A 14,179-nucleotide genomic window follows, 5' to 3' on the forward strand; every position below is an offset into this window, starting at 1 on the left:
AGGGGATTTCATGGATGGCGATATACACGCCAATATCGGAACAGCCCCTCGGCACCCCGATAGCCTTGCAAAAATCAAGACAGCAGCACGGAAGCTTTTCACGGAGCGCGGTTATCACGAGACCCGCCCGCAGGACATTACCCGCGCGGCAGGACTAGGCCACGGCACCTTCTATCTGCATTACCGGGACAAGCGGGATTGCTTCTTCGCCTTCGTCGACGATGCCCGTACTGAGTTTCACAGCTTTATGCGGGCCCGCGTCGTGCGCAACACCTCGATCGAGGAAACGATCGCCCAGACCCTGGTAGCGATCTACGCCTTTTCGGACCAGAACCCGAGACTGCTGAATGCGGTGATGGCGGACGAAGCGCTCATCGATGCCGACGGATTGCGCGCACCTTCGGCGGTGCGGCGCTGGGGCATGGATTGGGCCGATTTGATCCGGCAGGGAATGAGCGATCAGGAAATCCCCGCCAACTGCGATCCGGAAATCGCCGGCCAGGCCATCGTCGGCGCGATGTCTCAGTGCCTCCAGGAAGCCGACCGCATGGGCATTCCACGGGAGATGGTGATCGCCACCCTCACCCAGATGTTGACGCAAGCGCTGAAAGCGAACCCGGCGTGAGGACATTTCGACCGATCGCAGGCCCCCATGCCGGACAATGACACCGTCGAACCGAGCTTCGGAGGCGCCGCCCAGCTCGACAACCTTTCGGACAAGCAGAAGCAACAGGTCGAAACCCAGACCCGTCCCAATGCGGCCCTGATCCACGAGACCATTCGTGCCGAAGGCGTCAGCGAACTGGAACGGGCGGCGTGGGCGCTGGCCGCCTCGGGGCTGGCCGCCGGACTGTCGATGGGATTCTCCTTCATCACGGAAGGCCTTCTCGCGCATGCCCTGCCCGCCGGACCGGCCCGCACGATCCTTGCGCCTCTCGGCTATACGATCGGCTTCCTTATCGTCGTGCTCGGTCGCCAGCAATTGTTCACGGAAAACACGCTGACACCCGTGCTGCCGCTGCTGCACAACCGGAACGGCGAAACACTGGTCAAAGTCCTGCGGCTGTGGGCGATCGTGCTGGTCGCCAACCTCGCCGGCGCGCTGGCCATCGCCGCGATCCTTGCCCACGTTCCGCTATTCGAATCCGGCGTCTATGCCAGCCTTGCGGATCTTGCCGGCAAGACGATCCAGGACGGTTTCGGTGTGACCTTCGCGCGGGCCGTTTTCGCCGGCTGGCTGATCGCGCTGATGGTATGGCTGCTGCCCGCCGCGGAAGGAGCACGGCCCACGATCATCGCGGTGATAACCTATGTCATAGCTCTGGCGCAGTTCTCGCACATCATCGCCGGGTCGGTCGACTGCGCCTACCTGGCGTTCGCCGGCATGGCGGGGTGGGACGATTTCGTACTGCGGTTCTTCCTGCCGACCTTGCTCGGCAATATCTGCGGCGGTGTCGCGCTGGTAGCGGCCCTCAATTACGGACAGGTCGCCAAGGAAGTCGAAAACAACAAATAGAACGCCCCCCTTTATCCGGCGGCCAGTCCCATGTCCGAGGCTATGCTGTCGGCCGCGGGCAGACGGCATTGAAACAAGGCGCCGCGGCCGGGGTTCGAGTCCACCGTGATCCGCCCGCCGTGCGCCTCGAAGATCGACTGGCTAATGACCAGCCCGATGCCCATGCCGCCCGGCTTGGTGGTGAAGAACGGCATGAAGATGCGGTCGACGGCCTCCTTCGAGAGCCCCGGTCCGGTATCGCCCACGGAAATGACCACCTCGTTTTCGGCATTGAGTGTCGTCGCCAGGGTGATCTCGCGCCGCGGCGACTGCGCCATGGCTTCGATGGCGTTGCGCATGAGATTGACGATGACCTGCTGGATCTGCACCCGGTCGACGTAGACCAGCGGGAGGTCGTCGCCGAGTTGCAGGTCGGTCGTGATCCCGTCGCCCTGCGTTCCCAAGAGGCCGAGCGCAACCGCCTCCTCCACGATGATATTGACGTTCTCGAGCGTGCGCTTCGTATCGCGCTTTTCGATGAAGCCCCGCATGCGCCGGATAATCACTCCCGCCCGCTCGGCCTGGTCCGCCGCCTTAGCCATCGCGCGTTGCGCCCGTTCGAGGTGGGCGATTTCCCTGGTGGCGATCAGCCGCTTGGCGACGTTGGAATAGTTCATCATGGCCGCCAACGGCTGATTCAATTCGTGCGCGATCCCCGCCGACACCTGCGCCAGTTCGCTCACGCGGCCCACATGCGCCAACTGATCGCGCATGGTGCGAAGATGCTCCTCGTACTGCTTGCGCTCGGTCAGATCGCGAACGATGGCCCACATGGTTTCCGGCCGGCCGCCGGCATCGCGCGACAGCATCACCCGCAGTTCGACGGGAAATGCGGCGCCGTCTTTGCGCCGAAATTCCTTCTCGTACACATCGGAATATCCGCGGGTCAGAACCGATCCGCTCACCTGCGCGGCATCGACGCCGTGCCACCGCTCGGGCGTCAGATCCCGATAGCTTATGGCGCGCAACTCGTCCGCCGAATAGCCGAGCATGTCGCAAAAGGCGTCGTTGAGATCGAGAATGGTGCCGTCCATATCGGTCTGCACGAAGGCATCCCGCATGGTTTCGTGCAGCAGGCGATAGCGTTCCTCCGATTGCCGCAGCGCGGCCTCCGATCGCTTCTTTTCGGTGATATCGCGGTTGGTTTCCAGCACCCGCTCGACGCCGTGAGAATCGCGAACCAGCTGCTTGCGCGCGGAAACGATCACCACATCGCCCTCGCGCGTGCGGTGCTGCAATTCGCCTTCCCACGATCCCTTGTCGATCAGTTCCGCCCGGATCTCCGCCCATGGCCGTGGGAACGTCGTCGAAAGCAGACTGTGCGTCTCCTTCCCCACCGCTTCATTTGCGGAAAAGCCGTACAGGTTCTCGGCGCCCGCGTTCCACCATTCGATGACGCCATCGAGCCGCCACACGATGATCGCATCGAACGACTGCATCAGCAGGTTGGCCTGCGTCCTGAGCGCCTCGCCCGCCCGCTTGCGCTCCGAAACGTCCCGTACCAATGCGAGCTGGAGCTTTTGTCCTCCTAGGTGGTAGGCGCACAGCCTGGTCTCGACCGGAAACTCCGTTCCATCCTTGCGCCGATAACATCCCTCGATGGTGCGCGGGTTGCCCGGCTCCGCCGCGTTCCAGTCCCGTTGCGCCTCGGCGCGGTCGAGGTCCCTCTGGACATCGAAGATACTCATGCGCAGAAGTTCGTCGCGCGTGTAGCCCAGACTGTCGCAAGCCTGGCGATTGACCTCGAGAAACCGGCCGTTCTCGTCGTGGAGGAAAAACGCGTCGGACGCCTGGTCGATCAAGCTGCGGAATTTCTCCTCGCTTTCGCGCAGTGCCGCTTCCGCCTTCTTCCGTGCGGATATGTCGACGCAGAATTCCACGCACTGATTGCCCCCCAGCGAACTGCCGGCGAACAGGAGCCATTTCCGCGAGCCGTCCTTGCAGAAGTATTCTTTCTCGTACGGACCGACCCGCCCGGTGGCGAGGAATTTCTCGACTTCCGCGCGGCTCACATCGAGATACTCCGGCGGCGTCAGGTTCTGCCAGAACAGGCGGCGTTCTTCGAGATCGCTGCGGCTATACCCCATCAAGTCGAGAAAGGTCTTGTTGGCATCGACCATCGCGCCCGTGTTCAAGTCCCAGAACATCGCGCCGACGGTCTGGTTGTCCAACACCTTCTCAAGACGTTCCAGACTGTCGCGAAGTGCCATCTCCGTTCGATTCTGCTCCTGGGCCAGCCGGTCGGCGGCTTGCAGAGCGCGGGCCAGTTCCGCCTTCGCCGCTTCGCTTTGCTGGATGGCACTGCGCAGGATCGCGCAGACGGCGGACGTGACCAATCCGGTGACGGCGAGCGAGACCAAATCCATCTCCGCATTTCCCGATGGAATGGTCAGCGAAAAGAAAGGCGGAATGAGAACGTAGTCGGCGCTAACGCACGCAAACACGGTCGCAAAGAGCCCGGCCCGGAATCCTCCGAGCGTAGATGTCGCAAGAATGGCCGGGACGAAAATGACGAGGATCGGTATCTGGAAGCCGGGAAGAAGAAAGGTACGCAGCGCCAGTGTCAGCACCACCAGGATGAGCCCCAGGGAATAAGCGCCCCCCGGTATCGGCAGGCTGTGCTTTTGGAACAGCCGGAACGCGTTCATGCGCACAAGCCCGAATGGCTCGAACTCCCACGCATTGGCGCACTCCCGATCCGACCTCGCCATTATTAGTGGCGGCGCCAGAGCCCGGTTAACAGGCCGTAAAAACACCTAACGGGCACCGTATCGTGACGGCAACTTCGGCGTGGCGCGATACGGCGACGCCGGTGCGGTGCATCCGCATGAAACCGCCCGTGCGCGCCATCATCGGCTGGCGGCAGAGTGTGTGACCGTCTACTCCACCGCGCTCAAACTGCCGTTTCCGAGATCATCTGCTTCAGAACCGCAGCGAGGCGCTTGATGCCTTCTTCGATCTTGGCCGGCGGGATCAAGGAGAAGCTCATGCGCATGGTGTTGCGGCACGAGCGGTCCGCGAAGAATGCGGCACCGGGCACGAAGGCCACCCGCCCCACCTCAATGCAGCGCTTCAGAAGCGCGGCACCATCGATCCCCTCCGGCAAGGTCACCCAAACGAACATACCGCCTTCCGGCCGGGTGAAGCTGACACCCTCCGGCATATAACGGTCGAGCGCAGCGACCATGGCGTCCCGCCGCTCGCGATAGACCTGCCGCATCGTGTCGGCCAGATCCTCGATCAGCGCCGACGCGACTTCGTACATGACCATCTGGTTCAAGGTGGAGACATGCAGATCGCTGGCTTGCTTCATCAGCACCAGCTTCTGAATGACCGGCTTGGCCGCCACGATCCAGCCGATGCGCAGCGCCGGGACGATGCTCTTGGAGAAGGTGCCGCAATAGAGCACCTTGCAATGATCGATGCCCCCGGCGCGCGCGGCCGCCAGCGCCAGCAGCGAAGGCACGCGTTCGCCGTCATAGCGCAGCTTTTCGTAAGCACTGTCCTCCGCCAGCGGCAGATCGAACTCGGCCGCGGTATCGAGCAGGCGCTCGCGCTCGGCAAGGCTCAGGCTGGTGCCGGTCGGATTCTGGAATTCCGGCATGACGTAACCGAATTTCGGCTTAGCCATTCCCCCGGCGGTATAGCTTTCCAGTGAGCGATTGGTGTCGGGACCGGGCAGCACGTCGAAACGCGGCTCGTAGCTGTTGAACGCCTGCAGCGCACCGAGATAGGTCGGCCATGCCACCAGCGCAGTATCGCCCGGCGAGAGGAACAGTTTGCCGATGAAATCGAGCGCCTGCTGGGAGCCGTTGGTGATGAGAATGTTCTCGGGCGTACAGGCGACGCCAAGCCGGCCCATATATCCCGCCAGCCACTCGCGCAGCGGCAGATAGCCTTCGCTGATGGAATACTGCAGCGCCACCGCCGATCGCTCCGGATCGCCGAGAATGCGCTGATACGCTGCCGCGATTGCCTGATGCGGAAACAAGGCGGGATCGGGAATGCCGCCGGCAAAGGAAATGATGTCCGGCTGATCCAGCAGCTTCAGCAATTCGCGGATTTCCGACGCCTGCATATTCGAAACACGCGTCGCATAATGTTCGGACCAATCTGACATCACATTCCTCTTCACGGCACACACGGACACTGGGCTGAAGCGCCTCCAGAAACCTTTCGCATCTGCTGTTACAACAGTCAGCACCCCTGTACGGCCAATCCGTACATTCCTTTCTTCATATGCCTTCCATCAAGATTTTCATTTCACAATTTTGTATATTTTCGACATTTTCATGCGACAAATCGGCAGATTTGGGAATTCGACACCGCCAGAGCCGAACGCCCTGCATTGGTCGGTGTCGGCCTCGCGGGCGCAGCGGATTCCCGACGCGGTCCTGGACCGGCCCCGCCCATAGTCTTCGGCCACGAGCAAGGGAGTGGTCTTTGAATCGTTCCGAGACCGGCAATTTGCTACGGACCGCGCAATCAGGGGGCAAGGAGAGCTAGACCCAAAGAGTCTCGGTGCGCCCTCCCCGAGCCACTGACGGGCTCGAAACCGAACGCGCAATTAATTACGAGATCGGCGGTGCCGATACCGGACGACAAACAAGGAGCGCGACAAGTTCGTGACGTCGTGAAAATCGAGGTGCAGTAAAGGCTATTTCGCGATCATGACATCGGAGGCCTTGACGATCGCGATCGCCTCGTCGCCGGGCGCGAGCTGCAAATCATCGACGGCCTCATTGGTGATCGAAGAGGTGACGACCATGCCGTTGCCGAGATCAATGCGGACATGCGCGGTGGTCTGACCTTTGACGACGGCGACGATCTTGCCTTTGAGCTGATTGCGGGCGCTGAGTTTCATGGAAGACGTCCTCGTGGATACGCCGATTTTTGCGAGATTCGTCCGGCACAACAAGCGCCGATGATCGCCGAGCAATTGGGCGGCAGATCGCCCAAGAGTTAGGCAGAGCATCCCGCGCAAGCTACCTGCCGCGGCAAAGTTGCGCGCGACTTGATTTGTAAAGCTGATCGTTTCGGCCAAGCCGCGGCAAGATCGTGTGGCGCGGTTCATGCACAATACCTTCGAAAAACAGGACTGGGAGGATCGTGGCTGGTCGGGTGCCGAAAGAGACGGGACCGAAGGTCATGAATACGGTCGCAATGGACAAAGGTCGTCAGGACCTTATGGCTGCCCGCAACCGGGCCGAGATGGCGCTCGGCGGCATTTACGAGATTTCCAAGCTCCTGGCCGCGCCCAACCGGCTGGAGCCGACGCTTTCCGGCGTGCTGGCATTGCTTTCCAGCTTCCTCGATATGCGGCGCGGCCTGATCGCGCTGCTGACGCCGGACGGCACCGCGGAACTGGTGGTCGGATCGGGCTGGACCGAAGCCAACGCCAAACAATTCTTCCAGCGCCTTCCGGAACGTGCCATCGGCCAGATCGTGGTCACCAAAATGGCATTGGTGGTGCCCGACGTTTCGCGCGATCCGCTGTTCTCCCGCTCTGCACCGGAAGAGTACCGCGCCGAAAGCGGCGTCGTGTCCTTCATTGGCGTGCCGATCAAGCAGGGCGACAGCGTGCTGGGTACCCTCACCATCGACCGGGTTCAGACCAGCAGCGATCATCCGGTTCCCTTCGACAGCGATGTGCGCTTCCTCACCATGGTCGCCAATCTGGTGGGCCAAGCGCTCCGGCTGCACAAGGTGGTGGCGCAGGATCGCGAACGACTTTTGGGCGAACAAGCCCGCCTTGCCAAGGAACGCAACGAGGTCAAGGGTCGGAGCAACATCACCGTCAAAGGCATCATTGGTCACAGTCACGCGCTGATGGACGTGCTGGAGAAGGTGAAGCGCGTCGCCCGCAGCAATTCCACCATCATGCTGCGCGGCGAGACCGGCACCGGCAAGGAGATGATCGCCAACGCGATCCACAACCAGTCGCCGCGCAAGAACGGACCATTCATCAAGCTCAACTGCGCGGCGCTGCCGGAATCGGTGCTGGAGTCGGAACTGTTCGGTCACGAGAAAGGCGCGTTCACCGGCGCCCTCAATCAGCGCAAGGGACGGTTCGAGCTGGCGCATGGCGGCACGCTTTTTCTCGACGAGATCGGCGAGATTTCGCCGTCGTTTCAGGCCAAGCTTCTGCGCGTGCTGCAGGAAGGCGAATTCGAGCGCGTCGGCGGCACGCGGACCCTGAAAGTCGATGTCCGCCTCGTCTGCGCCACCAATCGCGATCTTGAGGCCGAGGTCGCCAAAGGGGCATTCCGCGCCGATCTCTATTTCCGCCTCGCGGTGGTGCCACTTTTCCTGCCGCCGTTGCGCGACCGCCGCGACGATATCGCGCCGCTGGCTCAGGAGTTCCTGACCCGCTTCAATCACGAACACGGCACCCAGCTCGCGCTCAATCCGGCGGCGCTGGCGATGCTGGAATCCTGCTACTTCCCCGGCAATGTGCGCGAACTTGAGAACTGCATCCGTCACACCGCCACGCTGGCGCGGACCAAGCTTCTGGCCGACGGCGATTTCCCGTGTCAGAAGGAAGGCTGCCTGTCGGCGATGTTGTGGAAGGGTGTCAATGCCGAACCGCCGCATCCGGTGATGGCGCCCACGGCACCGGAGCCCGTCGAGCCTCATGGAGACCTCGACCGCGCCCACTTGATTGACGCGATGGAAAAGGCCGGCTGGGTGCAAGCCAAAGCCGCCCGCATTCTCGGACTTACGCCACGCCAAATCGGCTATGCCTTGAAGAAACAAGGCATCCCGCTGAAGAAGTTCTGAGCATGACGGCGGATGAAACCTACCGCTGGCTGATGGGAACGCGAAAGGACTTCGCTACGCATGTGCTCGCCTCCATTCTGGCGGTGGCTTCGGCCGAAACTTCAGCCAGCGGCCGTCCGCTTGCCGAGACCGCCGGATTGGATGCATCGTCAGAATTGATCACCTTCTTTCCACACGCTGCGGAAGCGCTGAGCCCCAGCGAACCACTACACCGTCCCGAGGACGAAGCCTGCCTTCTCGCGCTTCTGACACGCGGAACATCGACCGGATCGGCATTCGAACGGCTCCTGGCCGGCATGATCGCGCGCCGCTCGCAATGCCCCAACCATCTCTGGCAGGACCTTGGCCTCGCCAATCGCGGCGAACTCAGCCGCCTGATGACCGAATGGTTTGCGCCCCTCGCCCGCCGCAACACCCAGGACATGAAATGGAAGAAGTTCTTCTTCCGCATGATCTGCCGCGATGCCGCCTACACCCTTTGCACGGCGCCAAGCTGCGGCGAATGCTGCGACTTCGAGGCCTGTTTCGGCGACGAAAGCGGTGAATCCTTCCTCGCTCATGTCCGCCGCAACACCGAGACGGAACCCGACATGTCGGATTCCCGACAACGCTAAGTCCTTGGGCGGATTGGCATGACCTCTGGCACCAATGTTGCTGATACAGCCGTGCGGCTTTCGCCGGAGGCAGTCACGCACTGGACCTATCTCGATAACGCAGCGACCACCCGCACCGATCCGGCGGTGGTTGCGGCCATGTTGCCGTTCTTCACCCAGAGCTTCGGTAACCCGTCCTCGGCGCATGATTTCGGCCGCGCCGCCGCCGCCGCCGTTGCCCACGCGCGCCAGCAGGTGCGGACGCTGATCGGCGCCGCGCACGAAGACGAGATCGTGTTTGCGGCCGGCGCCACTGAGGCCAACAACGCCGCCTTGCGCCAAGCCTTGCGGCGCGAAAGCCGCAACGAGGTGGTGACGTCGGCGGTCGAGCATCCCGCCGTGCTGGCGGTCCTCGCCGACCTTGAAAAGCATAACGGGCTCGTCATTCACCGCATCGGGGTTGATCGTTTCGGTCGCCTCGACATGCCTGCCTACCGCGCTGCGCTCAGCCGGCGCACCGCGCTGGTGTCGATCATGTGGGCCAACAACGAGACCGGCACGCTGTTTCCCATTCCCGAACTCGCCGCGATGGCGCACGCGATGGGCGCCGTGTTCCATACCGATGCGGTTCAGGCGGCGGGAAAAATTCCGATCGACGTGCAATCGACCGTGATCGATCTGTTGTCGCTCTCGGCCCACAAGCTGCACGGCCCCAAAGGGATCGGTGCGCTCTATGTGCGCAAAGGCACGAAATTCCGCGCCTTGCTGCGCGGCGGACGGCAGGAGCGTTCCCGGCGAGCAGGTACCGAAAACGTTCCGGGTATTGTCGGCTTCGGCGCAGCGGCTTCACTGGCTGTGGAGCGGATTGAGTCCGATACCAAACGGATTGCAGACCTGCGCGACCGTCTGGAATACGGCGTGCTGGCGGCCATCGAAGGCAGCGCCGTTCTCGGCGACATCCGCAATCGCGTGCCCGGTACCAGTTGCATGGCCTTCGATGGCGCCGATGGCGAAGAACTTCTGCACCGCTTGAACCGCGAAGGCATTGCCGCCTCCTCCGGTTCGGCCTGCGCCGCCGGTGCCATGGAGCCCAGCCATGTGGTGCGGGCGATGGGTGTGCCCTACACCGCGGCGCACGGCGTCCTGCGCTTTTCGCTGTCGCGCGAGACCACTGACGACGACATCGATCGCGTGATAGCGCTGCTCCCCGCCATCGTCGCCAAAGCACGCGAAAACTCGCTGTTCGCGGCGGCGGCCGAGTGAGCCATGGGGCCGGGACACTCCACCAATCTCGTCGGGGTTCCGACCGGCCTTCTCGCCTCCACCGCATTCAACGCCTATCCGGTGCCCTTACATATCGCTTCCGTGCGGGAACAGAACCGCTCGCTGTTCAGGATGCTGGCCGAAGCGGACACGCCCGAAACCGCCGCCGGCATGTTCGAAGCCTATATGGCGACGATGTTCGATCTCGACGATCAGGATCGCGACGGCCGCGGCCCGGCGCGCTTTCGCGCCTCCAGCTATCTGCGCCTGTTGCGCGGCTGGGGCTACGAAGCCAATTCTCCGGAAGGGGCGGTGCTGAAAGGCTGGGTCGAAAGCCGCTTCGGCCTGTTTCCGACCTTCCACAAGGCACCGATCGACCGCTTCTCCGGTTCCGCCTGGATCACCTATGTCGAAGAAAAAATGTCGAGCCGATTCCACTCCAACGCCATCCAATTGCAGCTCGATCTGCTCTACGAGTTCTGTCAGTGGAGTCTTTTGCGTTTCCATTCGGTCGGCCAGAAGCACATCACGCTCTTTCGCGGCACCAACAGCTTCGAGGAACAGCAGCTCTTGCAGCGGCTCGACAAGCGGCACGTCATCGTGCGGCTCAACAGCCTGTTGTCCTTCACCTCGGAACGCGAACTCGCCGAAAGTTTCGGCGACACCATCCTGGAGGTGGCGGTACCGACCGTAAAAATCCTGTTCTTCAACTCGCTGTTGCCGCGTCATGCGCTTAAGGGCGAAGGCGAATACGTCGTGATCGGCGGCGACTACGAAGCCAAGGCGCATTATTATTGATGGACCAAAACCAGCTCCTTGACCGTGCCTTGGGTGCTTATCTCGGCGTTGCCGTCGGCGATGCGCTGGGCGCGACGGTGGAGTTCCTCACCCGCGGCGAGATCAAGGCGAAGTACGGCGAGCACAATCGTATCATCGGCGGCGGCTGGCTGAAGCTGAAGCCGGGTCAGGTGACCGACGACACGGCGATGAGCCTCGCGCTCGGGCGCGCCCTGATCGCAGCGGGAGGCTTCGACACCCGCGCCATCTGTGAGGCGTTCGTCGCGTGGCTTCGTACCCGCCCCATCGATATCGGCAATACCTGCCGGCGCGGTATCAGCCGCTACATGCATCAAGGCACGACGGAAAAGCCGTTCAACGACGGCGATGCCGGCAATGGCGCTTGCATGCGGACCCTGCCCGTGGCGCTGGCGACCCTCGCCTCGCGGATCGATTTCGAGCGCTGGACCCTCGGCCAGTGCCACATCACCCATAATCATCCATTGTCGGACGACGCCACGCTGGCGGTCGGCGCGATGGTGCAGTCGCTCGTCTCGGGCGGCGGCGTGAAGGACGTGCGGGCGCACGCCAATGCGCTGGTTGCCAAACATCGCACCTTTCAGTTCACGCCGTATCACGGCCTGTCGTCGCCCTACATCGTCGACACGCTGCAAACTGTGCTGCACTTCTATTTCCGCACCGACACGTTCAAGAGCTATCTGATCGAGGTCGTCAATCAGGGCGGCGATGCCGACACTACCGGCGCCATCGCCGGCATGCTGGCAGGTGCTACGTACGGCGCCAGCGCCATTCCCGACGAATGGCTGCGCCGCATCGATCCGGCCGTGGTCGCCGAAATCCGCGACCAAGTGCCCGCACTGCTGGCGCTGCGCTGATCAGGCTTCCAGCCGTCGCGCTTCGACACTGATCGGCAGGCGCGTATCGGGCGCCATGTCGGGAAGCTGAAACACCCAACCGTTGGCGAGCGTCACCTTGCCGCCCCACAGGCACGGGCATTCCATCGCCACGATTTTCTCTTCGAGATCCTTCTTCGCAACGTAGACCGCATAGCCTTCACCCGTCTTGCGCAGCATGATTTTCATGGATCGGCGGCCTCGATCAGCTCCAGCTCGTTGGCGCGCATCCCGACTACGAGGCCGCGATACAAGAAATCCACCTCATAAATGACATGGCGCTGCAGGAAGGTGCCGATGGCGCGGACATATCCCACTTCGCCGGGCCCGATCAGTGGATCGCCGATGGCTTTACCGGGGAAGCTGCCGTCATTGCGCACGGCGCGGCCGGCACGCACCTTGTCGCCCGGCTGAAACACCGGCGGACGGTCGCACTCGGTCAGTTCGCTCATGCCTTCACGCAGGTTTTCGGGATCGGACAGGCGGCAGCGCATTGCTGGGTCGGATAGATGCCTTTGCACTCCGTGCACTTGCCGGTGATGATGGAAAACAGGCCGCCTTTGGACGAAATGGCGTTGTTGGGACATTCGAACTGGCAGGCACCGCACCCGGTGCAATTCTCGGCGATGATTTTGAAGGCCATGACATTCTCCCTATTACGCCATCACGCGGTCGCCGCGACGGTTCCCGATTGGCTCCGTCCGGCAAACCAGGTGATCGCGGATGCTTCGATATAGTCGAAGGCATAGGCATCGACCGCTTCGACGCCCGCCTCTTTCAGACGTTGCCGCGGTCGCTCGCCGATCTTGGCGCAGAACACGGCTGCAACACCCTCGAGCGCGGCGATGCTCGTCGCCATCGCATCGGGCTCGCTATGTCCGCCGACGCAGTATTTGTCGGTGCGGCGATGGCCGACGAAGCGCGCGCCGTCCGGCCCGACTTCGTAGATCTGGAATTCGTTGGCATGACCGAAATGCAGGTTGATGCGGCCGCCACCTTTGGTAGCGACCGCAACCAGCACTGGGGCTTCCTCGATTTTATGGGCCACTTGTGCGGCCTCCTTGGCATTCTGGCGGTCGGCGCGTTCGCGCTCGACGACGGCGAGATACATTTCGCGCTGCGCGGGATCGAACGGCTTGGCTTCGCCGAGTTTGTCGCGGGTGAACTCGGCGCCGCGGTCTTCGCCCAACAGACCGACCGCATCGGCCCGGCATTGGCGGCAATGGCGCATCAGTTTGGCGTCGGCACCGAGCTGGTCCTGTACTTTGCGCAATTCCGCCGGTGTCGGGCCGCGCTGGCCGTTGAGTCCGTAATAGGTGCCGTGGCTGGGATCGGAAATCAGCGGCATGACATTGTGCAGGAAGGCGCCCCGCGCACGCACCGCCTGGTTCACCGCCGTCAAGTGCTCGTCGTTGACGCCGGGGATCAGCACCGAATTGACCTTCACCAGGATTCCCCTGGCGGTCAGCGCTTCCAGCCCTGCCATCTGGCGTTGGTGCAGAATGCGGGCGGCTTCGATCCCTTCCCAGCGTTGGTGCCGATAGAAAATCCACGGATAGATACGCGCGCCGATCTCGGGATCGACCATATTGATGGTGATGGTGACGTGATCGATGCCTATCGCCGCGATGCGGTCGACATGATCCGACAACATCAGGCCGTTGGTCGACAGGCACAGTTTCAGATGCGGCAGCGCTTCGTGGATCAGCGCAAAGGTCGCGAACGTCTTTTCCGCATTGGCGAGTGCGTCGCCCGGTCCGGCAATGCCAACGACCGAAAGCTGCGGCACTTCGGCCGCGACCGCGAGGACTTTGCGCAACGCCTCTTCCGGCTCCAGCTTCTCGCTGACCACGCCGGGGCGGCTTTCGTTGGCGCAGTCGAATTTCCGGTGACAATAATTGCACTGGATATTGCACGCCGGTGCAACCGCGATGTGCATGCGCGCGAAGTAGTGGTGCGCGTCCTCGCTGTAGCAGGGATGATCCTGAATCTTCTGCCAGACCGCGTCCGGCAAATCGTCCGCCGCACTGCCGCAGGTTCCGCGCGACGAACATCCTGACGACTCGCACAACGCTCCCGAAAATCGGCCGATGCTGGATAACGCGACAATGTTCTGCGGCATGACACACGCGTGGTGCAAGCTTCGGAGATGCCGTTTTGCACGCGCCGTGCCAACCGTGATTTCAGCCGAATGCGCACGAATTGCAGTAATGCCGGCCGCACGCAGCGTGCGATATGCGACACGCGGCGGTCATCCAGACGTTTGTCTTGTCGGGTTTCCGACAACGGCCCGACAA

14 protein-coding genes are annotated in these 14,179 nt (G+C 62.4%); 7 read left to right on the forward strand and 7 right to left on the reverse strand.

Annotated features, from left to right (window positions below; translation table 11 throughout):
- Window positions 1-10 precede the first annotated feature (10 nt).
- Entirely contained in the window at window positions 11-625 is a 615-nt protein-coding gene (locus FHS84_RS18520) for a TetR/AcrR family transcriptional regulator (protein WP_166937013.1), read from the forward strand.
- Between the two features lie 27 nt (window positions 626-652).
- On the forward strand, window positions 653-1,516 hold the full coding sequence (locus FHS84_RS18525; protein ID WP_166937014.1) for a formate/nitrite transporter family protein: 864 nt from the start codon (window positions 653-655) through the stop codon (window positions 1,514-1,516).
- Between the two features lie 11 nt (window positions 1,517-1,527).
- Here FHS84_RS18525 and FHS84_RS18530 read toward each other — a convergent pair whose 3' ends face one another.
- From FHS84_RS18530 to FHS84_RS18540, 3 genes are all read right to left on the reverse strand, one after another.
- Window positions 1,528-4,203 carry a PAS domain S-box protein gene (locus tag FHS84_RS18530; protein WP_166937015.1) on the reverse strand — a complete coding sequence of 892 codons (2,676 nt, stop codon included), beginning with the start codon at window positions 4,201-4,203 and terminating at the stop codon, window positions 1,528-1,530.
- A gap of 245 nt (window positions 4,204-4,448) precedes the next feature.
- A complete protein-coding gene (locus tag FHS84_RS18535) occupies window positions 4,449-5,675 on the reverse strand; it encodes an aminotransferase-like domain-containing protein (protein WP_166937016.1) in 1,227 nt (408 codons plus the stop codon).
- Between the two features lie 537 nt (window positions 5,676-6,212).
- Window positions 6,213-6,419 carry a TOBE domain-containing protein gene (locus FHS84_RS18540; RefSeq protein ID WP_166937017.1) on the reverse strand — a complete coding sequence of 69 codons (207 nt, stop codon included), beginning with the start codon at window positions 6,417-6,419 and terminating at the stop codon, window positions 6,213-6,215.
- Between the two features lie 284 nt (window positions 6,420-6,703).
- Here FHS84_RS18540 and nifA point away from each other — a divergent pair, with 284 nt between their 5' ends.
- The 5 genes from nifA to draG are packed head-to-tail and all read left to right on the forward strand — an operon-like array spanning window position 6,704 to window position 11,864.
- Window positions 6,704-8,335, forward strand: a complete 1,632-nt coding sequence (nifA, locus tag FHS84_RS18545; RefSeq protein WP_208393956.1) for a nif-specific transcriptional activator NifA — start codon at window positions 6,704-6,706, stop codon at window positions 8,333-8,335.
- A gap of 2 nt (window positions 8,336-8,337) precedes the next feature.
- Complete coding sequence (locus FHS84_RS18550; RefSeq protein WP_166937018.1) at window positions 8,338-8,949, forward strand: nitrogen fixation protein NifQ; 612 nt, start codon at window positions 8,338-8,340, stop codon at window positions 8,947-8,949.
- A gap of 18 nt (window positions 8,950-8,967) precedes the next feature.
- Entirely contained in the window at window positions 8,968-10,191 is a 1,224-nt protein-coding gene (gene nifS, locus FHS84_RS18555) for a cysteine desulfurase NifS (protein ID WP_166937019.1), read from the forward strand.
- A 3-nt stretch (window positions 10,192-10,194) separates the two neighbouring features.
- Window positions 10,195-10,989, forward strand: a complete 795-nt coding sequence (locus FHS84_RS18560) for an NAD(+)--dinitrogen-reductase ADP-D-ribosyltransferase (RefSeq protein WP_166937020.1) — start codon at window positions 10,195-10,197, stop codon at window positions 10,987-10,989.
- Complete coding sequence (draG, locus tag FHS84_RS18565; protein WP_166937021.1) at window positions 10,989-11,864, forward strand: ADP-ribosyl-[dinitrogen reductase] hydrolase; 876 nt, start codon at window positions 10,989-10,991, stop codon at window positions 11,862-11,864. Before FHS84_RS18560 ends, draG begins: the two co-directional genes overlap by 1 nt.
- On the opposite strand, the gene nifT is transcribed toward draG, so the two are convergent.
- The 4 genes from nifT to nifB are packed head-to-tail and all read right to left on the reverse strand — an operon-like array spanning window position 11,865 to window position 14,004.
- The gene (gene nifT / locus FHS84_RS18570) at window positions 11,865-12,071 is read right to left on the reverse strand and encodes a putative nitrogen fixation protein NifT (protein ID WP_166937022.1); all 207 of its coding nucleotides are present in this window, start codon (window positions 12,069-12,071) and stop codon (window positions 11,865-11,867) included.
- On the reverse strand, window positions 12,068-12,334 hold the full coding sequence (locus FHS84_RS18575; protein WP_166937023.1) for a nitrogen fixation protein NifZ: 267 nt from the start codon (window positions 12,332-12,334) through the stop codon (window positions 12,068-12,070). Before FHS84_RS18575 ends, nifT begins: the two co-directional genes overlap by 4 nt.
- A complete protein-coding gene (locus tag FHS84_RS18580; RefSeq protein ID WP_166937024.1) occupies window positions 12,331-12,525 on the reverse strand; it encodes a 4Fe-4S binding protein in 195 nt (64 codons plus the stop codon). Before FHS84_RS18580 ends, FHS84_RS18575 begins: the two co-directional genes overlap by 4 nt.
- A 21-nt stretch (window positions 12,526-12,546) precedes the next feature.
- Complete coding sequence (gene nifB / locus FHS84_RS18585; RefSeq protein WP_166937025.1) at window positions 12,547-14,004, reverse strand: nitrogenase cofactor biosynthesis protein NifB; 1,458 nt, start codon at window positions 14,002-14,004, stop codon at window positions 12,547-12,549.
- Between the last annotated feature and the right edge of the window lie 175 nt (window positions 14,005-14,179).

Origin of the sequence: Rhizomicrobium electricum (assembly GCF_011762045.1) — a bacterium.
Taxonomy (GTDB): domain Bacteria; phylum Pseudomonadota; class Alphaproteobacteria; order Micropepsales; family Micropepsaceae; genus Rhizomicrobium; species Rhizomicrobium electricum.